The following is a 26,223-nucleotide window of genomic DNA, read 5'->3' on the forward strand; positions in this document are numbered from 1 at the left end:
CAATGATGCAGAAGCCGCATTACCGGTCCTCCAAGCGCTACATGCTGGTCTCGCAGATCGCCGCCTGGATCGTGATCTTCACCGTCGTGATCGCGGCCTGCCTGGACTCCGCCGGCGCGCTGTCGCTTGCGCCGACGGTCATTCCGATCATGGCCGGGCTGGTTGCCGCCATGCTCGGCATTCACCGGGTCACGGGCTCGAAGGACATGCAGACGCTTGCGCGCCAGAGACATGACCGAGGGGGCGAATAGCATTGGCCTGGCTCTCCGCACTTTTCTCGAAACGGATGATGCCCGTGATCCTGGTCGCAGCACTTCTGGCTGTTGCCGGCGTCACCGCGCGCACGGCCGTTGGCAAGGTTTCCGACATGATCGACGATCGGGTCGCGGCGGCAAAGGCCGAGCGCGATGCCTATTGGCGTGCCGAGGTGGCCGAGGCCAATGCCGCGCTTTCCGGCGCGATCGCCGAACTTGCCCGGCAGGCGATGCGCGCCGATGGCGAAATCCGGGCCGCCGAGGCCGCAGCGCACGATCAGCTCAAACAGATGGAGGACGACAATGCGGCATTGCCTGATGGCGATGGTTGCGGGGTTAGCGCTCGCCGCCTGCAGCTCCTCCCCCGATGATTCGGCCCCCGCGATCAAGCTGGTTCAAACGCCTGTCGAGGCGCCGGAAAGCGCCCGCCGACCATGCGCGCCGTTGCTTTCCGAACTGCCGGAGGAAGGTGACCTGTCGGAGCGGGAGGTCGTCGACAAATGGGGGAACGACCGCATGGCGGTGAAGATCTGCGATCAGCGCCGGGCCGGCGCGGTCGCGGCGATCGACGCGGCGAACGCCGCCCTAAGACAAGCAAGCGAGAGACAGCATGAACCGTGAAGCCAGGCTGGAGGCGGTCACCGAAGGCCACGACGCCGCGCGCCGGCGCAGGATTGAAAGCGCGCGCCGGGCGCTGGCCGCCTCAGGCGCGAAGGAATGCGCCGATTGCGGCGAACCGATCCCGGAGCCGCGTCGCAAGGCCGCGCCCTTCGCCAGGCGATGCGCGGCATGCCAGTCGGAGTGCGAGCGGGAGTTTTACTGCCGATGACCGTTGATCCGCTTCTGCCCTGGCTCACGGCCATCAACAGCCTGATCGCGCTCGGCTCGTTCATCTACGCCTGGCTGACGGCGCGGGCGAAGGGCAATACCGAGAAGCTCGCTGCGATCGAGAAGATCATGATCGAGCACGACCGTCGCATCCAAGAGATCGAGGGCGAGCTCCGACACCTGCCCGACAAGGACAGCGTCGTCGACCTGAAAATTTCCATGGCGAAGGTGGAAGGCGCGATGTCGGCGCTGACGGAGCGGCTCAGCGGCATGGGCGCCACCGTGACCCGCATTGACGATTATCTGAGGACGAGGGGTGAAGACTGACATGATTTCGTTTGAGGAGTATTCCGCCCGCGACGCGCGCCTGATCATCCTTCGCGGATTGTCGGTCGAGACCGACGGCACGCTGAACGAGACGCTACTGACCATGCTTCTGCGCACCTTCGGCCATAACCGCAGCCGCGATTACGTGCGCACGCAGATCCGCAAGATGGAGGAGCTCGGTGCGGTGACGGTCACGGAAGCCGGCAGCGTGCTGATCCCGTCGATCACGCGGGCCGGCCTCGATCACGTCGAGCGCCGTTCGATCATCGAGGGCATCGCCCGCCCCTCCCCGGAGGTCTGAGCCATGGCCAAGCGAGGACGCGGAAGGCTTTCGAACATCCAGCTTTTGCCCGAGCCCTGTGCGCCTACGGTTGCCTGGGCCTCGGCCGAGCTCAACAAGAACGATCGCACCCAGACCGATATCTACAAGGAGTTCGTCGCACGGCTGGAGGCAATCCATTCCGAGTTTCGCGGCGAGCTCGACTTCGATATCCCGTCGTTTCAGGCATTCAACCGCCATTCGGTGAAGCTTGCCGAGGCGACGGCGCGCATGAATGACGTCCGCCAGATCGTGTCATCGCTTGCCGAAAATTACGATCCAGAAGACAGCGATCAACTCACGATCATTGCGTCTGAGGCGATCAAGTCGCTGGTTATGGAGCTCTATATGGCCAGGCGCGGCTCCAGCATCGATCCGAAGGGGGCAATGGCGCTCGCCAATGCTCTGCGGTCGGCCGTGCAAGCACAAAGTGTTTCCACTTCGCGACGGCAGAAAGTCGAAGCTGAATTCGCCGAGAAGGCAAAGAAGGCTGTCCAGACGGTCGCCAAGACCAGAGGGCTGAGCGATGAGGCCGTTGGGGAGCTTCTCGACAAATTCCTTGGGGTCAATAAATGAGCGGCCCGATCTCCGAGGAAGAATGGGCGCTTGCCCGAAGGCAGTCGACCGATGCGGTGCTTGAGAGGATCGAGCGCCGCAAGGCTTTGCTGCCCTATCAGGCGCGCACGGTTTCGCTCCTTGAGGGCGTTTGCCCAGTCCTGTTCGTCGAGAAGTCGCGCCGGATCGGGCTCACCTGGGCCTGCGCGGCCTATGCCGTTTTGCGCGCGGCGCGCTCGCGCGAGGCCGGCGGCATGGATTTCATGTACATCTCCTATAGCCAGGAGATGACACGGGAATTCATCGACGCTGCCGCCATGTGGGCACGATCCTTCTCCTCGGCCGCGATGGAGATGGAGGAATTCCTCTTCGACGACAGCGACAAGGATGGCGAGCGCGCGATCCAGGCGTTCCGCATCAAGTTCGCCTCCGGCTTCGAGATCGTCGGGCTTTCGTCCGCGCCGCGCACGCTTCGCGGCAAGCAGGGCGTGGTGATGATCGACGAGGCGGCCTTCGTCGACAGCCTGGAGCAACTCCTTAAGGCGGCGCTTGCCTTCCTGATGTGGGGCGGCCAGGTGATCGTCTGCTCGACCCATGACGGCTTCGAGAACCATTTCAACGAGCAGGTTCAGGATATCCTCGCCGGGAAATCCAGCTATGAGCATATGAGGATCGATTTCGACGATGCGCTGCGCGACGGGCTTTACGAGCGCATTTGTCTCGTCACCGGCAAGGAATGGTCGCCCGAGGCCGAGGCCGCCTGGCGCGCCTCGATCATCAAGTTCTATGGCAGCGGCGCAGATGAGGAGTTGTTCTGCATTCCTTCGCTTTCATCCGGCGCCTATCTGTCGCGAGCGCTGATCGTGTCACGGATGCGCGATGATATCCCGGTCATCCGCTGGCATCCGCCGCAGGGCTTTGTCGACTGGCCGAAGGATCTGCGCGAGGCCGAGGTCGAAGCGTTCTGCAAAGAGCAGCTCCTGCCGCATCTTTCAAAGCTCGATCGTCATTACCGCTCCTGCCTCGGCCAGGACTTCGGGCGCACGGCCGACCTTTCCGTCATCCATCCGCTGCAGGTGCGCCCCGACCTGACGCTGGCGACGCCCTTTATCCTCGAACTTCGCGACGTGCCCTACACCTCGCAATTCCAGATCGTCTGCTTCATCAAGGCGCATCTGCCGCGCTTCTTCCACGCGGCTTTCGACGCAACCGGCAACGGCGCGGCGTTGGCGGAACTGGCGCGGCAGGAATTCGGCGCGGTCTACGTCTCGGAGATCAAGCTTTCGGAGGTCTGGTACATGGTCAACATGCCGAAGCTGAAGGCCGCCTTTGACGACGGGCTGATCGAGCTTCCGAAGGATGACGACATCCTCAACGACTACCGGGCGCTGAAAATGCAGCGCGGCATCGCCAAGGTGCCGGTCGATTTTCACAATATGGGCGCCGACGGCTTCGAGCGGCACGGAGACGCGGCCCCGGCCGGCGCGCTCGCGGTCTTCGCCAGCGAGCAGGACAGCGGCGAGATCGGCGCGGGAACGACCGGCGAGAGGCCGAGCGCCGAGCCCATGAGCGAATTCGGCAAGGGCTTCAACCTCGTCGATCGCCTCACCGATCTCTTCAGCTTCACGAGGTTCTGACATGGCAAAACCCGATCGCACCGAAATCGCGACGGCTGCAAGCGATCCGTTCATCCCGTCGTTTCAGGGCGTGCTGCAGCCGATGGACGAGGTGCTCGCCGCGCGCGGCGGCGCAAGCGCGCTCAAGCTTTACGACGAGATCAGGCGCGACCCGCACGCCCATGCCGTTCTCTCCAAGCTGAAGCTGGAAGTTGTCTCGCGCGAGTGGGCGGTGTTTCCGGCGTCGGAAGCGAGCGCGGACAAGAAGATCGCCGAGGCGGTCGAAGCCCAGCTCAAGGCGATCAATTTCGACAGGCTGACTCGCGGCCTGCTCGGCGCGTTCCTGAAGGGCTTCGCCGTTGCCGAGATCACTTGGAAGAGCGAGGCCACGGGCTGGAAGGCGACGGCCGTGAAGGTCAAGAAACAGCGCCGCTTCCGTTTCACCGTCGAGGGCGAGCTACGCATGCTGACCCGCTCCAGCACCATGGACGGCGAGGCCGTGCCCGATCGTAAGTTCATGGTCCATCGCCACTCGATCGACGATGACGACGACGACCCTTATGGCGTCGGCATTGGTTCGGTTCTGTTCTGGCCGGCCTGGTTCAAGCGGCAGGTGCTGGCGCACTGGCTGCGCGGCGCAGAAAAGCACGCGACGCCGACGACGCTTGCGCAATATAGCGGCGGCTTCGACCAGGCGAAGCAGGATCAGTTGCTCGATGCGCTGCGCCGGATGGCGAGCGACACCGGCCTTGCCGTGCCGGACACGGTCGAGGTCAGCCTGCTTGAAGCCAAGAATGCCGGCAATGGCGTCTTCGAGGCGCTGTCGCGCTATCTCGACGAGCTGATGAGCGAGGCGGTGCTCGGCGAAACGCTGTCGACCAATTCGGGCGAACGCGGCGCGCGCTCCCTTGGCGAAATTCACAACGAGGTCCGCATCGCAATCGCCAAGGCCGCGGCCGATCTCGTTTGCGAGACGGTGCGCGATACGCTGATCCGCTGGTTCGTCGAGTTCAATTGGCCGGGCGCGGCAATCCCCGAAGTTTGGCGCGATTTCTCGGAAGCCGAAGACCTCAACGAAAAGGTCGAGCGCGACAAGACAATCTACGAGATGGGGTATGAGCCCGAGGACGAGGACTATTTCAACGAGACCTATGGCGGTGCCTGGGTGAAGCGGAAGGCACCGGAACCGGCAGTCGATCCGAGCGGCAAGCAGCCGCCGAAAGCTGAAGTCGAGATGGACTTCGCCGAGCATTCTCACCCGCCGGATGCCGCGTTGGAGATCGCCGATCAGATGGAAGCGCTCGGCGATCCCGTCATCGCGGCGATGATCGCCGAGATCCGCAACCAGGTGAACACGGCAACCGACTTCGACGATCTGTCGCTTCGGCTCGCCCGGCTTTCGGCCGAAATGGACGTCGACGGTTTCGCGGAGCTGATGGAACAAGGCATGACGCTCGCCCGCCTAGAAGGCCACGACAGCGCGGGCTCCGATGGCTGATCAAATCCCGTTCAAGGAGGCGATCGATTTCCTCTCCGGCAAGGTCAACCTGCCGACGCGCCGCCATGACGACCTGAAACACGCCGCCCATGTCCGCGCCTTTTCCGTCGCCGGCGTGACCCGCGACGACATGCTAGCGGATTTCCGCAAGGCGATCGAGAAGGCGCGCGCCGCAGGAACCGGCCTCAAGGAATTCCGGAAGGACTTCGATGCGATCGTCGACCGCATGGGCTGGCGCTACAATTCGCACGGCAAGACCGAGGAAGAGCGTCGCGCCTGGCGCGCGCGGATCATCTACACAACGAACATGCGCACGTCCTACATGGCCGGGCGCTACAAGCAGCTCACCGATCCCGATGTCCTCAAATACCGGCCCTACTGGAAATACGTCCATTCGGGCGCGCTCCATCCGCGCAAGCTTCACCTCTCCTGGAACGGGCTTGTTTTGGCTGCGACCGATCCGGCCTGGCGGATCATGTTCCCGCCGAATGGCTGGGGCTGCGGCTGCGACATCGAGGCTTTATCGGAACGCCAGTTGAAAGCGCTCGGCAAGGATGGTCCCGACCAGGCGCCGGACCTTCGACCATACGAGGACGCGGATCCGCGCACCGGCGAACCCGAAACCCGTTATCCGGGGATCGATCGCGGCTGGGCCTACAACGTTGGCGAGGAATGGCTGCACGGCGTGGTGCCGCCGGAGCTGCACAAGCCGATCGAAGCTTACGGCAATGAGATCAAGCCCGCGGCGGACCTGCCGCCGCTACCCGAGCCGGTCAAAGCGCGCGCCGGCGATCTGATGGCAACCGGACTTGCGCCCGAAGCCTATGTCGAAGCCTTTTTGAAGGCGTTTCAATTCGACGATGAAGGCGGCTATTTCCGCGACAGAAGCGGCGGCATCATCACGATCGGCCGAGCGATGTTCGAACAGCGCAACGCCTTGGGCGAAGTGCTCGGCCTGAAGGCCGACAAGCGCGGCAGGGGCGCATACACGTTGCTCCTTGCCGACGCCATCAAAGAACCGGACGAAATCTGGGTGGACTGGGCGGCCGTCAAAAGCGGCGTCGTGCTGCGCCGGGCTTATCTGAAACGGGTCATTCTGCCGGACGGGCGGTCTCTTCTGGCCCGCTTCGAATGGACATCGAGGGGCTGGACGGCGGTTACCGGTCTCGACACGACCGACGCCTATCTCTCACAATTCAGGAAAGGCACGCTGCTCTACAGGCGCAAATAAAACGCGCCGTGTCGGGCGGCGCGCTCGGCGTCCGGCCTACGGAGGGCTCCCGAAAGCCTCGACCGGACACCGATAATATAAGGCAGGAGGCCTTGGTTCGCAAATGGCTGCAGCGACACTCACGATCCGCGACGAGACGATCGACGCCGGGCTCACGCGGCTTTACGAGGCCGCCGACACGATCACGCCGGCGCTGAAGAATATCGGCGAACATGAGGCGTCGGCCACGCGCCGGCGCTTCGTCGATGAGGAGGACCCGCAAGGCCGGGCATGGAAGCCGCTCAATCCGCTCTACCGGAAGACTAAGAAGGGCTCGGGCATCCTCAAGGGCGAAAGCCGGTCGCTGTCGCAGATCATCTGGCAACTGGTCGATGACACCTCGGTCGAGGTCGGCTCCAATGAAATCTATGCCCGCATCCACAATGAGGGCGGCGTGATCAAGGCGAAGGATGCGCCGGCGCTGGTGTTTTCGATGGGCGGCAAGACGATCAAGGTGAAATCCGTCACCATTCCGAAGCGACAGTTCCTCGGTCTTTCCGAAAAGGACCGCGCCGATATTCTCGACATCATCGAGGACCATTTCGCGCCGTTCGCGAGCGCGGAGTGAAAACCCTCATATTTGCCTCAGGACGCGCGAAGTCTCCCCTGCCCGCTTCGTCACCCGTAAAATTTGTCCGCGCGCGCCCAGCGGCTTTGAAAGTACTTCGAATTTGATCCGGCAAATGATTGTCAGGGGCGGTTTGCGGGTTTAAGACTGAAACCGGCCCTTGAGCCCAAATCGGGGCTCTCTCGCAAGGCGCTTGTGAATGTTTCGCGCCGACCGCCGCTGGCATTGTCGGCGGCATGAAAACATTCGAAATCTTCCGCACCGGCACCCATACCACATCGAAGGGCGAAACGCTCTCTTTCGGTGACGCCGATCTTGGCGCGATCGCCACCGGCTACGATCCGGAAGCCCATCTCGCCCCGATCGTCGTCGGCCATCCGAAACAGGATGCGCCGGCCTATGGCTGGATCAAGAGCCTGAAGGTCGAGGGCGACCGGCTTGTGGCCGAGCCCGATCAGCTCAATCCCGATTTCGCCGAACTGGTGCGCACCGGCGCCTTCAAGAAGGTTTCGGCCGCGTTTTATGCGCCGGCAAGCGCGGGCAATCCGACGCCCGGCCGCTATCACCTGCGCCATGTCGGTTTCCTCGGTGCGCAGCCGCCGGCCGTCAAAGGTCTGAAGCCGGTCGAGTTCGACGATGGCGACGCCGTCGTGATCGAGTTCTCCGATAGCGACCTCGTGTTCCGCAATGCCTGGGCGCTCGAAAGCCTCACCAAGCTGTTTCGCGGCCTACGCGACTATTTCATCGAAACCACCGACGCCGAGACGGCAGAAAAATTCCTGCCCGATTGGGAGATCGACGATCTCGCGCGGGCAGCGGCCGACATGCGCGCCGAGGGCCGCGCCCAGGAAACCCGGCCCGCCTTTTCCGAGACCACAACCGAGGACGACACCATGGACAAGACTGCCGAAGAGCGGCAGGCCGCGCTCGATGCGCGCGAGGCCGAGCTCAACAATCGCGAGACCGCCTTTGCCGAGAGCGAGCGCAAGCGCCGCGCCGATGACGATGCGGCCTTCGTAAGCGGGATCGTGAAGGACGGCCGTCTTCCGGTCGGCCTGCAGGCGACCGCGACCGCGCTGTTCTCCGAGCTTGGCGACGACGATCTCACCTTCTCCGAAGGCGACGAGACGGTCGAGACCTCGCCGCGCGCGGCCTTCCGCGACCTGCTCGCCAAACTGCCCAAGCCGCTGATGACCGGCGAGTTCGCAACCGGCGACGGTCCGGACTTCTCCGACCCGGTCTATGTCGCGAGCGCCATCGAAACCGAAATCGCCAAGGCGGCCGAAAAGGGCGAGACCCTTTCCCCGGCCCAGGCCGCGATGCGCCTGACGGCGCGCAACTGAGGATTTTTTCATGACCCGTATCGTCAAGACCTTCGTCGCGGCCGGCGCAATCGGCCACCGTCGCCTGGTCGCCTTCACCGCCAATGACGGCGAGGTCGCGCTCGCCACCAGCCCGGACGATCCGATCTCCGGCGTCGTCGACTTTCCCTCCGGCGCGACAGCCGGTCAGCGCATCGATGTCGTGCTGTTCGGCCCGGCCGAGGTGGTCTGCGGCGGCGACATCACGCCGGGCGATCCGATCACGGCCGATGCCGACGGCGCGGCGGTCGCGGCAGCGCCTGGCGCAGGCGAGAATGTCTCGCTCGCCGGCTTCCTGCTCTCCGGCGCTGAAAGCGGCGATTTCGCCCGCGCCATCGTTCAACGCGGCACGCTGACTGGCGTCGCGGCCTAACCCTAACCTTTCCCAGGAGCAATCAATGTCCGGTCAGCCCTTTCCCGTCGATCCCGTCCTTGTCGGCATCGTCCAGGCTTACAAGAACGGCGCGCTCATCGCCGATCAGGTTCTTCCGCGCCTCAGCCCGCTTTTGCCGCGCGAGCAGTTCAAGTGGTGGTTCTTCGACTTCGGCCAGTTCATCACGCTGCACGACACCAAGGTCGGCCGCAAATCCTCGCCGAACGAAGTCGAGTTCGAGGCGAAGGAGAAGGAGGACCGCACCGAGGATTACGGCCTTGATGACGTCGTCCCGATCGCCGACAGCGCCAATGCGCCGTCCGGCTACGATCCCCGCGCCTTCGCCGCCCAGCGTCTTATCGATCTGGTGCTGCTCGATCGCGAGGTACGCGTCGCAAATCAGGTCTTCGATCCCGATCTTTACGGCGACGACAACAAGGAAACGCTTGCCGGCGCGGACAAGTGGACGAGCCCGGACTCCAAGCCGATCATCGCCTTTGCCGAAGCGGCCGACAGCATGGTCGTGCGCCCGAACAATGCGGTGATGGGACGCGGCTCCTGGACGGCGCTGCGCACCAATCAGAGCGTCTTGCGGGCGCTTACGCCATCGGGTGCTGCCGACGGCTACGCCAATAAGCGCGCGGTCGCCGATCTGCTTGAGCTCGACGACATCATCATCGGCGAAGGCTGGGTGAATATCGCCAAGCCCGGCCAACAGGTCGAGCGCCGGCGCTGCTGGGGCAATCACTGCACGCTGTTCCACAAGGCAGGCCTTGCCGACAGCGTCTCGGCCGTTCCGACCTTCGGCTGGACGGCGCAGTTCGGCACGCGGGTTTCCGGATCGATCCCGGAACCGAAGATCGGCCTGCGCGGCTCCGATCGCGTCCGCTCCGGCGAGAGCGTGAAGGAAGTCATCTCCGCGCCGGACCTCGGCTACTTCTTCGAAAACGTCGCCTGACGCGCAACGCCCGGCCTTGATCGCCGGGCGCGGCCAAACCCGAGAGCTGGAGCAGACAATGGCACGACAGAAACAGACCGCTACGCCCAAGGCTGAGGAAACGGTCAAGGCGGATGCCGATAGCGACATCAAGAAAGCCACCGATACAGAGGCCGCTCAGGCCAATGATGCGAACACCGAAGCGGGCGCCGGTTCTCTCGGTCCGTCGGATGCCGGAAAGGAAGACCCCCAGACAAGCGCCGAGCAGGCTTCGGCTGAGCCGAAGACAGACAGTTCGACAACGGAGGCTGATCCGCTCGGTGAAAAGACGACGAAACCGCCGGAAGAAACAGCGTCGCCTGCAGAAAAGACCAGCGCAGGCTTGAGCCACGACGAGGCAAACGCGTTCCTCGAAACCGTGCTTGGCACCAAGAAGAAGGAGAACCGGCGTCGCTTTGTGGTTCTGAAGCCGGTTCGCTTCAACGGCAAGCGCATCCCGCGCGCCGGCCGCCTGTCGGTCACTCGCGCCGGCCATGACGAGCTCGCGAGCCTCGGCGCGGTTTCGCCCATCTGGGATCACGGTACGGCGATCGAGACGGAGTGAGCATGGACTACGCCACCCTCGACGATCTGATCGAACGCGCCGGCCAGGACGAAATCCTGATGGTGGCCGATCGCGATGGCGATGGCGTTGCCGATCCCGACGTGGTTGCCAAGGCGATCGCCGATGCGGCAAGCGCCATCGACGGCTATCTCGCCGTGCGCTATCGCCTGCCGCTCGCCATCGTTCCGTCGCAGGTCAATGGCTGGGCAGTCTCGATCGCTCGCTATCACCTCCACCGCGACGGCGCGCCCGATCATGTGGTGCGCGACTGGAAGGCCGCGAACGCCGATCTCGAAAAGGTCTCGTCCGGCCGGATCAGACTGCCGCTCCCGGGCGGCGATGATCCCTCGTCCTCAAAGTCCGGCGATGTCGGGATCACCGGGCCGGAACCGGCCTTCTCGAAGGATCGCCTGGGAGGCTGGTTATGATCGCCGAGATCGTTGCCCGGCTGAAGGACGCCGCGCCGGAGCTCGCCGACGCGTTGCCGGCCGAGGACATCGAGCGGCTCACCAAGGCAACGGCGCCGAAGAGCGGCACGGCCTTCGTGCTGCCCTATCGCGAGCGCGCCGAGCCGAACCAGCGCGCCACTGGCGGACACCTGCAGATGGTGGCGGTCCAGTTTCTGGTCGCCTTCGTCATCCGCCAATACGACGCACGCGGCGGCAAGCGGGCGCGTGCCTTCGACGATTTCCGCTCCGCGATCGAGCGGGGGCTTGCCGGCTGGACGCCGCCCTCGGCCGAAGAGCCGCTGGAGCTCGTCGGCGGACAGGCAACGGCGCTTGGCAATGGCGCGAGCATCTATGTTCAGACCTGGCAGACAAGCCGGTTTCTTGAAGGGAGCGACACGTGAAACGACCGACCAAAGGCGGATGCTACGTCCGCGATCCGAAGACCGGAAAACTGATGCCGGCGGCAAAGCCGGAGCCGAAGACCGAACAGGAAACCCGCTCTGAGGCTTCGGCCGAGACGACGAAGAACAAAGGAGCCTGACAATGGCCGTTCGCCGCTACAAGAAAATGGCCGCCCTGGTGAAGATCGAGGAGGACTATGCCAGCGATGCCGCGCCGGCAGCCGCCGACGCGATGATCTTTTCCAATGTCACCTTCACGCCGCTTGAAGGCCAGGAAGTGAACCGCGACCTGATCCTGCCCTATCTCGGCAATCAGGGCATGATCATCACCGGCCAATACGCAACGCTGCAGTTCGACATCGAGATCGCGGGCTCGGGCACCGCAGGCACCGCCCCGAAATATGACGCGATCCTGCGGGCCTGCGGTCTCGCCCAGACGGTCACGGCCGCCACCTCCGTCGAATATGAGATCATCGAGGATGAAGAGGAGTCGGCCTCGATCTATTTCATCTCCGACAAGGTCCAGCATGTTCTGCTCGGCGCGCGCGGCACGGTGCGGCTAAACTTCACGCCGTCGCAAATCCCGCACTACACCGTCACCATGACCGGGCTGATCGGCACGATCTCGGATATCGGTGCCATGCCGGCCGCGTCCCAGGCCGGCTGGAAGACGCCGCTCGCGGTCTCCAAGGCTAACACGACGATGACGCTTCACGGCTGGTCGTCCGTCGCCGAAAGCCTTGCGCTCGATCTCGGCAACACGGTCACGCCGCGCTTCCTGATCGGTGACGAACTGGTGGCGATCTCCGATCGCTCCGCGACCGGCACGGCCGTCGTCGAGGCCAAGAGCCTTTCCGAGATCAACTGGTTCGATGCCGCCCGCAACCGCACGCGCGGCGCGCTTTCCCTCGTCCATGGCACGACGGCCGGCAATATCGTCGAGATCGCGGCACCTGCGGTCGAGATCGGCAAGCCGACGCAGGGGCAGACCAACAACATCGTCAACTACTCGCTGCCGCTTGCCCTCTGCCCGGTCGCGGGCCTCGACGAGCTGAAGATCACCATCCGCTGAAGCCGCTTCAAGCGTCCTTCAAAGCCCCTTTGAAGCCCTTTCGAAAAGAGAGCCGTCATGAAGTTCATCCTCAACGAAACCAATCGCTACTGGTGGCCGGTCAAGGTGCGCATGCCCGACACCGACAATCCCGGCAAGTTCGCTACCTATGAACTGGAAATCCTGTTCGAGCCGGAAAGCCAGGACAAGGCGATCGCCCGCCTCGAGGCGGCCGCCAAGCTGACCGCGCCGCGCGAGCGCATGGAGCATGAGCGCAAGCAGCTCTTCGACGTCTGCAAGGACTGGCGCGGCGTCGAGGATGACGACGAACGCGCCCTCACCTTCAATGCCGACAATTTCGGCCGCGCCATCAATCAGTCCTGGTTCCGGCAGGCCGTCTACAACGCCTATGCCGACAGTCTGAACGGCGAGGAAGCCCGCCTGGGAAACTGAAGCGGGCGGCCCGCGCCTGGGCATTGGCGCGGGTCGGCAGGTCGGAAGCGCGCGCGCCGGTCACGATCGATGACGAAACGGCGGCGGATTTTCAGAAAATGGGCGTGACGGTCGAGGTCGCGCCGGATGCATTTGAGGCCGAGGCAATCGAGATCATGGCGGACAATCGCGACAGCATGCTGGGCTTTCTGGCCGTCGAGACGCAGTGGCGCGTCGCGGCGACCATGGCCGGCATGATCTGGCTCGGGCTCGATTACAACGCCGTCGACGTCGCCATGCGCCGGCAGGCCATGCCCGACGCGGTCTTCGCCGATCTTCAGACCATGGAAGCCGAAGCGCTCGGCGTCTTGAACGGAGGCGAGTGATGGCCCAGCCGATGAAAGCCTCGATCCTTCTCGCCGTCGATAATTCAGATGCCCGGCGCGGTCTCAAAGAGACGCAGAGCGATTTCGATGCGACGGGCGCCGCAGCGCGATCGGCCGAGCCGCATGTCCAGCGCCTGGTCGAGGCGACCACCGGGCTCGGTCGCGCGCAGAGCACAAACCGCAATCGTGGCGAAGATATTGCGGCCTATGGCGCTCAGCTCGACGGTCTGCGCGCGAAGTATAATCCGCTCTTCGCGGTCACCCAGCGATACAAACAGGAGGTCGCCGAGATCCGCGAAGCGCAGCGGCTCGGCGCGATATCGACGGATGAGATGACCGCCGCGATCAGCCGGCAGCGCCAGGCGACGCTTGCATCGATCGACGCGATCAAGGGCCGCAACACGGCAACTGCCCTCGCCGGCCTTCCCGGCCTCAACGACAATGGCGCGCGCTTTCGCCGGCAGAACCTGACCTATCAGCTCTTCGATATTGGCCAGACGGCCGCCATGGGCATGAACCCGGCGATGATCATGGCGCAGCAAGGCCCGCAGATTGTCCAGCTCTATGCCGGTCAGGGCGGCGTCAACATGGCGCTGAAGGATTTCGGGTCGATCCTGGGCGGGCTCACGCGACTGATCAATCCGGTCACGCTCGGCATTGGCGGGCTGACGGCCGCCGTCGGTCTCGGCGCCGCCGCCTACGGCTCCTATCTGTCGTCGACAAAGGCGGTCGAGACGGCCGCCTCCGGTCTCGGTCGCACGGTAGCGGGCACGGCCGCGGAAATGCAGACCTCGGCCGAAGCCGGCGCCGCGGCGGCGGGCATATCGGTCGCCGCAGCGCGGTCGATGCAGACGGCGTTCCTGCGCACCGGCAAGATCGGATCGGAGAACTTCGAGAAGCTGATCGGTCTTTCCGACGACTTCGCCGCGACCATGGGATTGGCCACGGCCGAGGCCGGCGATGCGCTCGCCGACCTGTTTTCGGATCCCGCCAAGGCGGCCGACACGTTGTCGCGGCAGTATAACCTGATCGATGCCGCCACGGCCCGGCAGGTGCGCAACCTTTCCGCACAGAACCGGCTAATCGAAGCCCAGGCGCTGATCCTCGATCAACTGCCTGGGAAACTCGCCGATGCCGGCGAGGCCTCGACGCGCCTCGGCCGGGCTTGGAAGTCGATGCGGGAGGATGCCGCCAATCTGTTTGGCGCGGTCGGCGCTGGCGTGAATTATATGATCGACGGCCCTTCCGACGAAACGCGGCTGGAGCGGCTGCGCGAACAGCAGGCCGAGCTCTATGAGCGGATCAGGCGTCCTGATGACGGCCTTCTCGCCGGCGCCGTTCGCGGTCAGATGTATCGCGACGTCGCGGAGATCGAGCTACAGATCGGCGTTCTGACATCACGCTTGAATGATGCTGAGGCGAAGCGCGCGGAGGCCGAGGCGCGCCAGCGGGTGACCGCCGCCTCGACGATCGCCGACGCATCGCCGGCGCTTTCGACGATCAATCAGGTCGAGGCCTATCAGAACCAGATCGCCGCCCTGCAGAGCGGGATCGGCAGTCTGACGCCCGCCGACATCGATGCCGGCGAAGGCGATCGTCTCAACAAGGCGCTCGAAGCCAAGGAGCGCGCGCTTGACGGGCTTTTGACCAAACAGCAGCGGCTCAACGATCTCGACCGGCTCGATATCCAGATCGCCAATGAACGCAATCCGGTGCTGCAGGCGGAACTGGAGGCAAGACGCAAACGGCTGGAGTTGCAGGGTCAGGAGATCGACCAGGCGACGGCTGATGCCGAGGTGCAGCGCGCCTATGACCGGGTCATCGAAAGCACGATCGCTGGCGGGAAAGCCCAGATCGACCAGATCAACGCCGAGACCGAGATCCGCGCCGGTCTCAACGCCCAGGTCGCCGCCGGCGCGCTGTCCGCGGCCGACGCCAATCGCATCCTGCAGGAGGAGCTGCAGCTCCGGCCCATGATCGCCGCGGCCGCCGAGGCCGAGGGCGAGGAGAAGCGCAGGCTTGAAGGGATCGTCACCGGGCTGGAGGAGGCTTATACGGCGGCGGCTGAGGAAGCGCGCGCTGAAAGCAATCGCGATGCGATCAGGACGCGTCAGGAAAGCATAGCCGGCCTGAAGCTCCAGCTCGCTCTGATCGGCGCGACCTCGGCCGAGCGGCGCCGCGCGATCGCCGTCTTCGAGGAACAACAGAAACTCACCCGCGAGGGCATCGCGCTCGATAGCGCGGCCGCGCAATCCCGGCTGGGTCTTGCGGCGGCCGAGGCCGAGCTCGCGACCGCCATCGAGCGGGCCGAAGCCAGTCGCGATCGCGCGCTGAACCATGCCGAAAGCATTGAGCAGCTCCGGGCCGAGGCCGCCCTTATCGGCGCCAGCGAAACCGCCCGCCAGCGCGAGCTTGCTGTGCTTGAGGAAATGCAGGCAATCCGCCGCGAAGGTCTTTCGATCGGCGGCGAAGAGGCCCAGCAGCGCATTCAGAATGTCCGGGTCCTGGCCGACGAGACGAGCCAACTGGAGCGCATGCGCGACGCCTGGGGCGAGGTCAAATCCGCCGGCGAAAGCGCGATCGACGCGATCTTCAACTTCGAGGATCTGAAGGATGGCGATTTCGGCTCGATCTTCGACAATCTGACGTCGTCGCTCGGTCAGACCTTGATGGACCTGACCATCAACAACCCCCTGAAGAACAATTGGCTTGGCACCAATTACGGCACGCTTGGCGACGTGATGAACCGGCCGGGGGGCGGCCTGTTTTCCGCGTTCACCGGACAGAGCGTCGGGGCGATGAACGTCCAGGCGGCGAGCGTGATCGTCAATGGCGGGATTGCCTCCGGCGCGGGCGGGCTGCTTTCCGGCTTTGCCGCGAACGATAATGCCGCGGGTCTCGGGGGCGGTCTGGCGGCGAGCGGCGTGGACAAGGCGTTCGGCCTGCTCGGCGCGACCGAGAGCAACGGCCTTTCGGATATCAATGCGTTTCTCCGCGCCGGCGGCGTCGATATCAATGCCGCGCAAACGCAATGGTGCGCGGGCTTCGTCAATTCCGCCCTGGCGCAGGTCGGCATTGACGGCTCGGGCTCGCTGGTCGCGAACGCCTTCCAGAATTGGGGCGTTCAGGTCGATCCCACGAGCCTGATGCGCGGCGACGTTCTCTTGAACACGCGCGGCCTCGGCGCCGGCGAGATGGGCGGGCATGTCGGCCTTGCCACCGGCGCGTCGCGCCTGCTCGATAGCGGGCTGCAGCTTCAGATGCTCTCCGGCAACACGTCGAACGGCGTCGGCCTGACCTGGGCAAATGCCGCCGATCTTCAGGTCCGCCGCGCGACCGAAGCCGCCAATGCGCTTTCCGGCCTTGCCGGCAATGCAGGGGTCGCCACCGATGGACTCGGCACGCTCGGAAACGGCCTCAACCAGTTCGGCGGACTTCTCTCCTCGTATCAGCCTTCGAGCGGCGGCGGCGGCGGTCTGCTTTCGGCGCTCGGCTCGCTCTTTGGCATCGGCGGCGGAACCTCGCAATTGGACATCGCGCGGGCGAACGTCCTCGCCGGAACAGCCGGGCTTTACGATCGCGGCGGCTATACGGGTCCCGGCGGCATTCATGAACCGGCCGGCGTCGTGCACAAGGGCGAAGTCGTCTGGTCGCAGAGCGATATCGCCCGCGCTGGCGGCGTGCGCGTGGTCGAGGCGATGCGGCTTGGCAAGCGCGGCTATGCCACTGGCGGCGTTGTCGAAAGCCTGCCCTTTTCCGCGCCAGCCTCGAACGACAATACCGATTCTTCGGCCCGGCCGACAATCGCGATCAGCATCTCGCTTGAGGGCGCTCAGGGCGATAGGGAGATCGAGCAGAAGTCGCGGCAGGCCGCCTATGCCGGCATGAAGCAGGCGCTCGATGAATATGACGCGCAGTTCAATGACAAGGTCGCCGCCGCCGTCGATCGGCCGAGGTGGCGCTGATGATCCATCCGCTTGCCGCCATCTTCGACCGTCTGCCGATTTCGGGCTTCGAGCTCGACATCAAGCGCAATGACGAATTGTCCGGACAGGGCTCCGGCGCGCTGCTCGGCGTCGAGCTCGCCCCGCCGCTCTGGACCGCGACGATCACGCTCGGCGATGCCCGCAACAACGAGCTGAAACAGGCAGCAGCCCTGATCCGCGCGCTTGGCGGCATGCGCGACGCCTTCATGGTCTGCGATCCGACATCGCTCTGGCCTCAGGCCGACTTCAAGGGCGCGGCGCTCGCGGGCGCGAATGTCCATCTGCGCACGGTCGGCGCCGATCGGTCGGTGGCGCAGCTTTCCGGTTTTCCGGCTGGCTATGTGATGACCGTCGGCGACAAGCTGCAGCTCACCGACGGCGCGCTTCTCAGCTATCACGAGGTCCGCGCCACGGTCGCCGCCAATGGCGCGGGCGCGATGAACCTTCCGGTCTTTCCGATGTTGCCTTTCTCGCTCACCGCTAATGCCGTGGTCACGCTGATCCGCCCGGCCTTCGCCGCGATCGTTTCGCCGGGCGGCCACAAGCCCGGAACGGCCTCCTCGGCGCTGACGCGCGGCGCGCAAATCGAGATCATCCAGAAGAGGAAGCCGTCATGATCTATGCCGATCAGGCGATCATCGCGGCGCTGGAGAACGCCGCCGAGAACGGGCTCTCGGAGCGCAAGCTCGTCTATGTCCACGCCCGCGATCGCGTCACCGGCCTTGTCACGGGAATGGGCGTCTGGGCGGGTGATGAGGACCTTTCGATAGCCGTCGCCTCCGGCCTGACGGGCGCTGCCGAGACGCGCGCCTATTATGGTGGCGGCACGCTGATCGATGTCGGCAATATCGTCTGCGCCACTGACATGACCATCCGGCCACTGACGATCCGCCTGTCGCAGATCGCCGACGTCGCCCAAGCCTTGTTGCGCACGCTCGATATCCGGCTCGCCCGCGTCGAGGTCCACACGCTCTATCTCGATCCGGCCACCGGCGCGATGATCGGCTCGCTGCTCGATTTCGTTGGCGAGGTCGACAAGGCCCCGCTTTCGACGCCGGCCGCTGGCGACGAGGGCGCGATCGCGCTCACCTGCGTACCCGACCTGATGTCGATGCTCACCCGCATCAATCCCCGCAAGAGCTCCTACGAGGACCAGAAGGCGCATGCAAACGGTGACGAGTGGTCGCTCTACGCCTCGACCGCCGGCGACTGGACGATCTGGTGGGGGCAGAAAGGCGAATGACCATGCTCGATCTGACACGACGGCCCGACTGGCGGCCGAGGCTGTTCGCATTTGTCTCCGGCCTGAAGGCGCTGCGCTTCAGGTGGGGCAGCGATGATTGCTACGTCACGCTTGCCGCCGGCGCGGTCGAGACCATGACCGGCGCGGATCCGGCCGCGCCGCTTCGCGGCCGCTATCATGATGCTGTCAGCGCCGGGGCACTGCTGGCCGAACTGGGCCACCAGGACCTTTCCGGCCTGATGCGCTCCATGATGCCCGAAACGCCGATCGCCATGGCCCGCATCGGCGACATCGCGTTCGTTGCCGACGATAACGAGGTCGGCGGCGCGCTGGGCGTTGTAATTGGCGCGCGGATCGTCGTGCTGCGCCAGATCGGCACGGGCACCATGCCGCTGCTTGCCGCTCAAACGGCCTTCAAGGTGGGCTGATGCGCGTTAAGACCCTCCTCACGCTTATTGCTTTTCTGACGCTCGGAGCCGCGCCGGCGCATGCCGCGCCGGTGTTCGGCGCGGTCATCGGGATATTTCAGGCGGTCGGCGCGTTCGCGGCGTCGAGCTGGATCGGAGGGCTGATCGTCAATGTCGCCTTCGGCGCGGTCACCAATCTGATCTCCCGCGCCTTCGCCGGAAAGAAGAAATCCGGCCAGCAAAGCTTCGGCGTCAAGCTCTCCATGGAGACCGGCGACGACAAGCCGCTGTCGGTCGTGGCCGGCCGATCGGCCACCGCCGGCAAGCTCAAATATTGGGGCACGTGGGGCAATGATGGCGAGACGCCGAACGCCTATCTGACCAAGGTGCTGGAGATCGGCTCCCTGCCGTCCTTCGCCGGCGGCCAGGCGCTTGAGCATCTCTGGATCGACAGCGACAAGTGCACGATCCTTTACGGCGAGTCCCACGGCGACGGTCGCGGCTATCCGATTTCGGAGTTTCGTAAGGACGGCAAGGATCACGCCTGGGTGCGTTATCTCGATGGCGCCCAGACGGAGGCCGACGCCTTTCTGCTCGCAAAGTTCGCCAACGTCGAAAAGCCCTATCGTCCGTCCATGATCGGCCGGGGCAAACAGGCCGTCATCGTCACGTTCCGCAAGAACGACGATCTCTTTTCCGGCAATCCGGCCGTGCTCGTCGAACCGCCGCCGCTGCCCTTCTACGACCTGCGCTTCGACGATACCGTCGGCGGTTCCGGCCCGCAGCGTTTCGACAATCCCGCGACCTGGACGCCCACGCTCAATCCGGCGGTGATCGCCTACAACATCGCGCGCGGCATGCGGCACGCCGGCGGCTGGCTTTACGGCGGCCAGAATGTCGAGGCGCTCCGGCTTCCGCCGTCCGACTGGATGGCGGCCGCCAATGAATGCGACATGGCGGCACACGGCACGCCGCAATATCGCGCTGGCATCGAGATCGACGTCAGCGCCGAGCCGCTCGACGTGCTGGAGCAGTTCCGGCTTGCCTGCAACGGCATCTTCGTCGAGGGCGGCGGCGTGCTGAAACTTGCGGTCGGCGGGCCGGGCGCGGCCGTCTATGCCTTTACCGACGCCGACGTGATCATCACCAAGCCGCAGCAGCTCGATCCCTGGCCGTCGCTGTCAGACACCCACAACACGATCTCCGCCTCCTATCCCGAACCGGGCGACAAATGGGCGCGCAAGGACGCGCCGGAATATGCCCAGGACGCGGCGGTTGCCGCCGATGGCCGCAGCCTGGCGCAATCGGTGACGTTTGCCGCCGTGCCGTGGTCGGAGCAGGTTCAGCATCTGCAAAAGACCATGATCGAGGACGGCCGGCGGATGCGCGTTCACACCCTCGTTCTGCCCCCGCCCTCGCGCCTGCTTGAAGCCGGAGACGTGATCGCCTGGACGAGCGCGCGCAACAATTACCAGGACAAGGCTTTCCAGATCACCACGCTGACGCGCCTGCCGGGCTCGCTCAGCCAGGTCACGATCAAGGAGATCGATCCCGCCGACTACGATCCGCCGGCGATCGTCATTCCGCCGACGACCGGCCTGCTCGGCCGGGGAACGCCGCCGGTGCAGATCATGAAGGGCTGGACCGTGGAGCCCGCCTCCATGGCCGATGGCAATGGCGTCGGCCGGCTGGCCGCGATCAAGGTCTCCTGCGGCGCGGGCATTGATGGCGTGACGGCCGTCGTCGTGCAGGTGCGGGTCCGCGACACCGGACAGATGCTGTTTTCCGGACATACGACGGCCTATGAGGAACCCTATTCCTGGCTGATCGGCCCGCTTCCGTCCAAGACATGGGTCGAGGCGCGCGGCCGCTTTATTTCCGATCTCGTGCGGAACCAGTCATGGTCCGACTGGCTGGAAGTCGAGACGCCGAATGTCATGGAGGACCTTGGCGTCAGGCTGGATACCGTCGGCGAGGATGTCCGCAAACGCTTCGAGGAGCTACAGGCCGATCTCGACCGCACGATCAGGCGCTCGTCAGAACTTGCCGCGGCGCTTTCGCTGCAAGGGTCCGTCGGCCTTCTCGACCGTCAGGTCTTGCGCCAGCAGAGCGGCGAGGCGCTGGCGCAGATCATCGAGGAAAAGCTGGTGCGCGCCAGCGAGGATGAGGCGCTTGCCCAGACGCTTGAACTTGTCGGCGCCGAGATCGTCGACGTCTCGGCATCGGTTGTCGAGGAACGCCAGGCGCGGGTGACGGCCGACGAGGCGATCGCGCAGCAGACATCGGCCGTGACCGCGCTGCTGAACGAGAACTTTGCGGCCGGTCAGGTGAAGTTCGCAGCAACCGCCAATCAGAGCGGCGTCAATGCCCGCTTCTCCGTCCTTCTGAGAGCCGGCACGAACAGCGGCTATCACGAAAGCGGCCTCTACCTCGAAATTTACACCGAGGGCGGCGTTCAGCGCTCGCGCTTTGCCGTCAACGCCGACCAGTTCGTGGTGCTCAACAATGGCCAGCGCCCCTTCCTGTTCGAAGGCGGCGTCCTGAAGCTCAACGCCAGCCATATCGGCACGATCGTCGCCGGGCTGTTGCGCGGTTCCAGCGGCAAGACGCGGCTCGATCTCGACAATGACTACCTTTCGGTGAGCGACTGATGGCGACGCGATTTCTCATGACGGCCGGCCGCATCCTGCTGACCAAGTCGGGGTATGACGCCTATGACGGCGGGATTTCCGATCGGCACAAGCTGTTTGACTCCAACTGGAATTTCTCGGGCGTGCTGATCGCGGCCGGGACCGTCACGGACCCGGCGCCGGTCAACGGAAACGACGGCCTGACCTCGACATCATCGCCGCTTCTCATCCATTTCCCCTCGCCCGGCTATGTGCCGGCCGCCTATGTCACGTTCGAGAACCAGGGCGCGAGCACGCCTTATGACGGCGCGGGCTTTGGCGAGCTGCGGGTCGAAGACAGCACAGTCGAGGACGGCTCCAGGGTCTATGCGGATCGGCTCGAGCTTTCCCGGCCATCGATCTCCGGCGGCGGGTATCGCAGATATCGCGGCCTGATCCACTATCGCGTGTTCGGGGTCTGACGATGGCAAGACGCATCATCATCGGCAGGCATCCGGGCTTCGGCGTTGCCGGCGCGTTTTTGAGCCGGCCCGGCGACGACGTCGTCAACCCGACCGGCGCGCTGCTGCTCGACTCCCGTTACCAGAATGTAGCCGTGCATGCCGAGGGACGCTTTCGCATGGGCCGCACCACTGGCAACGGCTACTCGACATGGTGGGCAACGGTCAATTTTCCCGACCTTGGCTATAGGCCGCTGTTCTACGGGTCGATGACCTACGCCAATCCGCACAACGCCAACGCGGTTCCGGTCGACTCCAGCTATTACCCGACAAGCAGTTGCGTCAATCGCGACACGACCCTCGGCGAGGTCCCGTTTTCCTTCGGCGTCTGGCTGGAGAACAACTGGACGATTAAGGCCAAGGCTTACGCCGACACCGGCCCGCGCAACGCGGATTTCGACTTCTATTACATCATCCTGAAGAGGGCGACATGACGCGGCGGGTGTTCATCGGCAATGACAATGGCGCGTTCCGCTTTCGCGTCTCGATGCCCGGTCACGATGCGCTGACGGCGGCAGACCAGCATCTGACCATCAAGGAAGGCATGCGGCCGCTGACGCCAAAGGAGGTGGTGACCGCCTGGGTTGCCGCACGCTCCTCCGGCGGCCCGCCCTCCACCGTGATGATCAACACGGCAAAAGACTACGCGCTGCCGCCCTTCATCGTGCTCAAGGCAACGGACAACACCATTCCCGGCGAGAAGACCTTCTACGCCCGCTTCGAGCCCTATTACGACCGGCTCAGGCTCTACAACATGCTCGGCCGGCCGCTGACCATCTCCGCATTCATCTTCGACGAGGTTATCTGATGACCGCTTACGCCACAGGCACAATCACGCTCACCAATGGGTCGGCCGCCGTCACCGGAACCGACACCGGCTGGGCCACGGCTCTGGTCAAGGGTGGCGTCATCTATCCGCAGGCGGCTGGAAACCCGCTGCCGATCGCAAGCGTCGACAGCGACACGACGATCACGGCCGCGACGGAGTGGGTCGGCGCTTCCGGGACCTATGCCTACGCGCTGGCACGGCAGGATGACGCCAATCAGGTGATCGCCAATGCGGTGGCGCTGGCGGACTATATCCGGCGGCTCGATAACGCCGCGCTTTCCGCGCTCTCCGGCCTCGTCCCGGCGGCCGACAAACTGCCGTACTTCAGCGGCGAAGGCTCCGCCGCGCTCGCGACGATCACGACATTTGCCCGGACCCTTCTATCACAAACCGACGCCGCCGAGGTGATGACCACGCTGGGCATAACTGCTTTCGCCGGGACCCTGCTGGGTGATCCCGATGCGTCGACGATGAGGCAGACGCTTGGCCTTGAGAAGCAGGCGGCAGGCCAAGTCGCGTTCTTCGGAATGACAACGGCGCCGACTGGCTGGTTGAAGGCAAATGGCGCGGCGGTGTCCCGCACGTCTTATTCGGCATTGTTCGCGGTGATCGGGACCACGTTCGGCGTCGGCGATGGCGCGGCGACCTTTAATCTGCCCGATCTGCGCGGTGAGTTCATCCGAGCCTTCGACGACGGGCGTGGCGTCGACAGCGGACGGTTGTTCGGCAAGTGGCAACCGGACGAAATGAGGTCGCACACTCACACGACGCAGATCGCCAATCAGGGTGGCGGCGCTACCCGTTGGATAGCCCCAAACTCCACGGACGGCTCCGTGGCCTTTCTCAATACCGGTGCTTATGGAGGCTCCGAAACGCGTCCTCAGAACCGGGCCTTGCTCGCATGCATCAAATACTGACGGGAGGCTTTCATGAAGATCTATCATTTCAGCGCGGCGACCGGCGAGTTTCTGGGATCGGGTCAAGCCGATGCCGATCCGCTGGAGGAAGGCCGCTTCCTCGTGCCCGCAAATGCCGTGACCATCGCGCCACCCGCCGCAGGGCCGCATGAGGCAAGCGTATTTTCCGACAGTCGATGGAGCCTCGTTGCGGATTATCGCGGACAGACATGGTTCGACGAGAATGGCAACGCCGTCGAGGTCGAAAGCCTGGGTGATCCGGCCGAGCTCGGATTGCTTGCGGAGAAGCCGGTCGTCTCCCCGTCGCCGCTGACGGTTGATGAGCTGGCCGCCTATGCCCGCGACCTCTCCTGGCGCATCCGCGTCGCCGGCACGGATATCAATGGCGTCCGGGTCAGATGCGACGACGGCGCGATTGCGCTGATCAACGGCATGGCGATGCTAGCCCGGCAGGACGAGGCGCGTACCTTCAACTTTGATACCGGCGACGGGATGGTGAGCCTGTCGGCCGCCGAGGCGATCGCACTGGCGACGGCCGTCGGCGAATTCGTGCAATCGACCTTCGATCGGCGGGCGGCGGTGCTTGCCGCGATCGCGGACGGTTCCGTTACCGATACGACCGCCATCGATGACGCCTTTGCTGATCTGGCGGCGGCGTGGCCTACGCAAGCATAGCAGGCAGGTGGCCATGGCCTCACGGCCATGGCGCGGCGGGGTCTAGATTGGCGTCATGACCCGCCGGGCAGCACTATACGATAACCGCCACACCCGCACCCCGAAGGGCCCGCGCTTTGTGGCTGAGTCGTGAGATATTTGAAATGGTAAATCAGCGCCCGGTCGCCCCGGCCGTTCCCGCCGCCGGCTATATCGGCGGCAAGCGCATCCTGTCGAAGACCGTTATCCGCAAGATCAACGCGACCCCGCATGACGGTTACGCCGAGCCCTTCGTCGGCATGGGCGGCGTGTTCCTGCGCCGCGATCGCCAGCCGAGGACGGAGGTGATCAACGATATCAGCGGCGATGTCGCCAATTTCTTCCGCATCCTGCAGCGGCACTTTCCGCAGTTCATGGATACGCTCCGCTTCCAGGTCTCCGGCCGGCGGGAGTTCGAGCGGCTGATGAGGACCGATCCGACGACGCTGACCGATCTCGAACGCGCCGCCCGCTTCCTCTATCTCCAGCGCCTCGCCTTCGGCGGCAAGGTCGCCGGCCGGAACTTCGGCGTCAGCAAGACCACCGGCGCGCGCTTCAACCTGGTCAAACTCGCCTCGACGCTGGAAGACATCCACGAGCGCCTCGCCGGCGTCGTCATCGAATGCCTGCCCTGGCAAGACTTCATCCGCCGCTATGACCGGCCCGGCATGCTGTTCTATCTCGACCCGCCCTATTGGGGAAACGAGGCCGACTATGGTGCGGGCGTCTTCGGCCGGGCGGACTTCGAGGCAATGGCGGAGGTCTTAGCCGTCCTTCAAGGCACCTTCATCCTGTCCTTAAACGCCGTTCAAGACGTCTTCGAAACCTTCTCACGGTTCGTCATCGAGGAGGTGGATTGCACTTATTCGATCGGTGAAGGGAATGGGAAGGGCGTGAAGGAGGTCATCATAACGCCAGCAAAGTCTTTGCGCGTGGCGGCCGAGTGAGGTCGGCGGGAGCAAAACTGATTCACGTCCGGCCGACGGAAGCATGTGGATTGCTCGTCTTCGGCCGCGCCGAGAGCGATGGTCCGGTCATCAACAAAGGAGACCGACATGAGTGACAACAAGATCGCGATCACCCAGATCATCAAGGCCATGCAGCGCGACGCCGAGGACATCATGAACCAGATCGACCTCGCCGCCGAGGACATCGGCCAGGGCCGCCGCAACAGCGCGATAGGCGCGCTCGCCCCGGTCGACGCCACGATCGAGCGACTGGCATCACTGCTGGCGGCGGCGCGGGCCATTCATCGGGTGACGGCGATAGATTGAAAAAGGAAAGCCCGCCTCGGATAGCGGAGCGGGCTTTAGTTGGTGATCAAAAGCCAGCGCACTTCTTCTTGTGCATCGCGGCTTCCATTGCGTTTATTTTGCCTTTGGAGGTTGCAATCTCACCCTCCTTGTCCGCGCCAGCTAGGCTTCCAATAGGAACGCCGATGAGAAATACACCAAATGCATCTCCATTCGCGGCATCGTGTTGCTGCTTGGAGAGCGTCGACAAATTCTCTTTCTCGTTTGTGAGCTGCTGATTTAGCGAACTGCAGCTATCGCCGGTATACGCTTCCATCGGGATGCTTGTTGCGCTGATAGAGTCTGGCCTTCGCGCACAACCGCTTAAGAGCACCGCGACCACTGCAGTGCCGATCAATAATATTTTCATAGGGTCCCCCACTCCAGAAAGGCCCTGGTGGCCCCTCTACGTGCCTAGCATTGCCGATAAAACCAATGGGTGCAATATGAAGCGGTTTTGGGTTAGACTATTGTTCGATGCGCATTCGGAAACTGAT

General features: G+C 64.3%; 34 protein-coding genes. 33 read left to right on the forward strand and 1 reads right to left on the reverse strand.

The window, feature by feature from the left end; all coding sequences use genetic code 11:
• Nucleotides 1-2 precede the first annotated feature (2 nt).
• The 33 genes from K7H91_RS11905 to K7H91_RS12065 all read left to right on the forward strand — a co-directional run bounded on the left by K7H91_RS11905 (nt 3) and on the right by K7H91_RS12065 (nt 25,708).
• Nucleotides 3-251 carry an NAD(P)+ transhydrogenase beta chain gene (locus K7H91_RS11905; protein ID WP_230720463.1) on the forward strand — a complete coding sequence of 83 codons (249 nt, stop codon included), beginning with the start codon at nt 3-5 and terminating at the stop codon, nt 249-251.
• Between the two features lie 2 nt (nt 252-253).
• Nucleotides 254-625 (forward strand): hypothetical protein, encoded by a 372-nt coding sequence (locus tag K7H91_RS11910; protein WP_230720465.1) that lies wholly within the window; start codon nt 254-256, stop codon nt 623-625.
• Nucleotides 573-875: a hypothetical protein gene (locus tag K7H91_RS11915; protein ID WP_230720467.1), complete on the forward strand. Its 303-nt coding sequence runs from the start codon at nt 573-575 to the stop codon at nt 873-875. The genes K7H91_RS11910 and K7H91_RS11915 overlap by 53 nt, the downstream gene beginning before the upstream one ends.
• Nucleotides 865-1,083 (forward strand): TraR/DksA C4-type zinc finger protein, encoded by a 219-nt coding sequence (locus K7H91_RS11920; RefSeq protein ID WP_230720470.1) that lies wholly within the window; start codon nt 865-867, stop codon nt 1,081-1,083. The genes K7H91_RS11915 and K7H91_RS11920 overlap by 11 nt, the downstream gene beginning before the upstream one ends.
• Nucleotides 1,080-1,409 (forward strand): DUF2730 family protein, encoded by a 330-nt coding sequence (locus K7H91_RS11925; RefSeq protein WP_230720472.1) that lies wholly within the window; start codon nt 1,080-1,082, stop codon nt 1,407-1,409. The genes K7H91_RS11920 and K7H91_RS11925 overlap by 4 nt, the downstream gene beginning before the upstream one ends.
• 1 nt (nt 1,410) lies before the next feature.
• Nucleotides 1,411-1,710: a hypothetical protein gene (locus K7H91_RS11930; RefSeq protein ID WP_230720474.1), complete on the forward strand. Its 300-nt coding sequence runs from the start codon at nt 1,411-1,413 to the stop codon at nt 1,708-1,710.
• Between the two features lie 3 nt (nt 1,711-1,713).
• Nucleotides 1,714-2,304, forward strand: coding sequence for a DUF3486 family protein (locus K7H91_RS11935; protein ID WP_230720477.1), 591 nt, complete (start codon nt 1,714-1,716; stop codon nt 2,302-2,304).
• Nucleotides 2,301-3,920: a hypothetical protein gene (locus K7H91_RS11940; protein ID WP_230720479.1), complete on the forward strand. Its 1,620-nt coding sequence runs from the start codon at nt 2,301-2,303 to the stop codon at nt 3,918-3,920. The genes K7H91_RS11935 and K7H91_RS11940 overlap by 4 nt, the downstream gene beginning before the upstream one ends.
• A gap of 1 nt (nt 3,921) precedes the next feature.
• Nucleotides 3,922-5,397, forward strand: coding sequence for a DUF935 domain-containing protein (locus tag K7H91_RS11945; protein WP_230720481.1), 1,476 nt, complete (start codon nt 3,922-3,924; stop codon nt 5,395-5,397).
• The gene (locus tag K7H91_RS11950; protein WP_230720483.1) at nt 5,390-6,628 is read left to right on the forward strand and encodes a PBECR2 nuclease fold domain-containing protein; all 1,239 of its coding nucleotides are present in this window, start codon (nt 5,390-5,392) and stop codon (nt 6,626-6,628) included. Before K7H91_RS11945 ends, K7H91_RS11950 begins: the two co-directional genes overlap by 8 nt.
• A gap of 103 nt (nt 6,629-6,731) precedes the next feature.
• The gene (locus K7H91_RS11955; protein ID WP_230720485.1) at nt 6,732-7,235 is read left to right on the forward strand and encodes a phage virion morphogenesis protein; all 504 of its coding nucleotides are present in this window, start codon (nt 6,732-6,734) and stop codon (nt 7,233-7,235) included.
• A gap of 236 nt (nt 7,236-7,471) precedes the next feature.
• Nucleotides 7,472-8,578, forward strand: a complete 1,107-nt coding sequence (locus K7H91_RS11960; protein WP_230720488.1) for a peptidase — start codon at nt 7,472-7,474, stop codon at nt 8,576-8,578.
• Nucleotides 8,579-8,588: 10 nt separating this feature from the next.
• Nucleotides 8,589-8,969: a hypothetical protein gene (locus K7H91_RS11965; RefSeq protein WP_230720490.1), complete on the forward strand. Its 381-nt coding sequence runs from the start codon at nt 8,589-8,591 to the stop codon at nt 8,967-8,969.
• Nucleotides 8,970-8,994: 25 nt separating this feature from the next.
• Nucleotides 8,995-9,927 carry a capsid protein gene (locus K7H91_RS11970; protein ID WP_230720492.1) on the forward strand — a complete coding sequence of 311 codons (933 nt, stop codon included), beginning with the start codon at nt 8,995-8,997 and terminating at the stop codon, nt 9,925-9,927.
• A gap of 16 nt (nt 9,928-9,943) precedes the next feature.
• Nucleotides 9,944-10,510 (forward strand): hypothetical protein, encoded by a 567-nt coding sequence (locus K7H91_RS11975; protein ID WP_230720494.1) that lies wholly within the window; start codon nt 9,944-9,946, stop codon nt 10,508-10,510.
• 2 nt (nt 10,511-10,512) lie between these two features.
• The gene (locus K7H91_RS11980; protein WP_230720496.1) at nt 10,513-10,938 is read left to right on the forward strand and encodes a gp436 family protein; all 426 of its coding nucleotides are present in this window, start codon (nt 10,513-10,515) and stop codon (nt 10,936-10,938) included.
• On the forward strand, nt 10,935-11,360 hold the full coding sequence (locus tag K7H91_RS11985; protein WP_230720498.1) for a phage tail terminator protein: 426 nt from the start codon (nt 10,935-10,937) through the stop codon (nt 11,358-11,360). The genes K7H91_RS11980 and K7H91_RS11985 overlap by 4 nt, the downstream gene beginning before the upstream one ends.
• Nucleotides 11,357-11,500, forward strand: a complete 144-nt coding sequence (locus K7H91_RS11990; protein WP_230720500.1) for a hypothetical protein — start codon at nt 11,357-11,359, stop codon at nt 11,498-11,500. Before K7H91_RS11985 ends, K7H91_RS11990 begins: the two co-directional genes overlap by 4 nt.
• A gap of 2 nt (nt 11,501-11,502) precedes the next feature.
• A complete protein-coding gene (locus K7H91_RS11995) occupies nt 11,503-12,432 on the forward strand; it encodes a phage tail tube protein (RefSeq protein ID WP_230720502.1) in 930 nt (309 codons plus the stop codon).
• A gap of 57 nt (nt 12,433-12,489) precedes the next feature.
• Nucleotides 12,490-12,864, forward strand: a complete 375-nt coding sequence (locus tag K7H91_RS12000) for a hypothetical protein (RefSeq protein WP_230720504.1) — start codon at nt 12,490-12,492, stop codon at nt 12,862-12,864.
• Nucleotides 12,865-12,887: 23 nt separating this feature from the next.
• The gene (locus tag K7H91_RS12005; RefSeq protein ID WP_230720507.1) at nt 12,888-13,229 is read left to right on the forward strand and encodes a DUF1799 domain-containing protein; all 342 of its coding nucleotides are present in this window, start codon (nt 12,888-12,890) and stop codon (nt 13,227-13,229) included.
• Entirely contained in the window at nt 13,229-17,194 is a 3,966-nt protein-coding gene (locus K7H91_RS12010; protein WP_230720509.1) for a phage tail length tape measure family protein, read from the forward strand. The genes K7H91_RS12005 and K7H91_RS12010 overlap by 1 nt, the downstream gene beginning before the upstream one ends.
• A complete protein-coding gene (locus tag K7H91_RS12015; protein WP_230720511.1) occupies nt 17,194-17,832 on the forward strand; it encodes a hypothetical protein in 639 nt (212 codons plus the stop codon). Before K7H91_RS12010 ends, K7H91_RS12015 begins: the two co-directional genes overlap by 1 nt.
• A complete protein-coding gene (locus K7H91_RS12020) occupies nt 17,829-18,458 on the forward strand; it encodes a hypothetical protein (RefSeq protein ID WP_230720512.1) in 630 nt (209 codons plus the stop codon). Before K7H91_RS12015 ends, K7H91_RS12020 begins: the two co-directional genes overlap by 4 nt.
• Before the next feature lie 2 nt (nt 18,459-18,460).
• Nucleotides 18,461-18,886: a DUF6950 family protein gene (locus K7H91_RS12025; RefSeq protein ID WP_230720513.1), complete on the forward strand. Its 426-nt coding sequence runs from the start codon at nt 18,461-18,463 to the stop codon at nt 18,884-18,886.
• A complete protein-coding gene (locus K7H91_RS12030) occupies nt 18,886-21,516 on the forward strand; it encodes a phage tail protein (RefSeq protein ID WP_230720514.1) in 2,631 nt (876 codons plus the stop codon). Before K7H91_RS12025 ends, K7H91_RS12030 begins: the two co-directional genes overlap by 1 nt.
• Complete coding sequence (locus tag K7H91_RS12035; RefSeq protein WP_230720515.1) at nt 21,516-21,956, forward strand: hypothetical protein; 441 nt, start codon at nt 21,516-21,518, stop codon at nt 21,954-21,956. Before K7H91_RS12030 ends, K7H91_RS12035 begins: the two co-directional genes overlap by 1 nt.
• A 2-nt stretch (nt 21,957-21,958) precedes the next feature.
• Nucleotides 21,959-22,429: a hypothetical protein gene (locus tag K7H91_RS12040; RefSeq protein WP_230720517.1), complete on the forward strand. Its 471-nt coding sequence runs from the start codon at nt 21,959-21,961 to the stop codon at nt 22,427-22,429.
• Complete coding sequence (locus K7H91_RS12045) at nt 22,426-22,803, forward strand: hypothetical protein (RefSeq protein WP_230720518.1); 378 nt, start codon at nt 22,426-22,428, stop codon at nt 22,801-22,803. Before K7H91_RS12040 ends, K7H91_RS12045 begins: the two co-directional genes overlap by 4 nt.
• Nucleotides 22,803-23,741 (forward strand): phage tail protein, encoded by a 939-nt coding sequence (locus K7H91_RS12050; RefSeq protein ID WP_230720519.1) that lies wholly within the window; start codon nt 22,803-22,805, stop codon nt 23,739-23,741. The genes K7H91_RS12045 and K7H91_RS12050 overlap by 1 nt, the downstream gene beginning before the upstream one ends.
• A 12-nt stretch (nt 23,742-23,753) precedes the next feature.
• Entirely contained in the window at nt 23,754-24,416 is a 663-nt protein-coding gene (locus K7H91_RS12055; RefSeq protein ID WP_230720522.1) for a DUF4376 domain-containing protein, read from the forward strand.
• Nucleotides 24,417-24,559: 143 nt separating this feature from the next.
• Nucleotides 24,560-25,381 (forward strand): DNA adenine methylase, encoded by an 822-nt coding sequence (locus tag K7H91_RS12060; RefSeq protein ID WP_230720523.1) that lies wholly within the window; start codon nt 24,560-24,562, stop codon nt 25,379-25,381.
• A 108-nt stretch (nt 25,382-25,489) separates the two neighbouring features.
• Complete coding sequence (locus K7H91_RS12065; RefSeq protein WP_230720524.1) at nt 25,490-25,708, forward strand: hypothetical protein; 219 nt, start codon at nt 25,490-25,492, stop codon at nt 25,706-25,708.
• Between the two features lie 46 nt (nt 25,709-25,754).
• Here the strand turns inward: K7H91_RS12065 and K7H91_RS12070 are convergent, their stop codons facing one another.
• Nucleotides 25,755-26,096 carry a hypothetical protein gene (locus K7H91_RS12070; protein WP_230720526.1) on the reverse strand — a complete coding sequence of 114 codons (342 nt, stop codon included), beginning with the start codon at nt 26,094-26,096 and terminating at the stop codon, nt 25,755-25,757.
• Nucleotides 26,097-26,223 lie beyond the last annotated feature (127 nt).

It is taken from the genome of Martelella mediterranea (genome assembly GCF_021021415.1).
Lineage (GTDB): Bacteria > Pseudomonadota > Alphaproteobacteria > Rhizobiales > Rhizobiaceae > Martelella > Martelella mediterranea_C.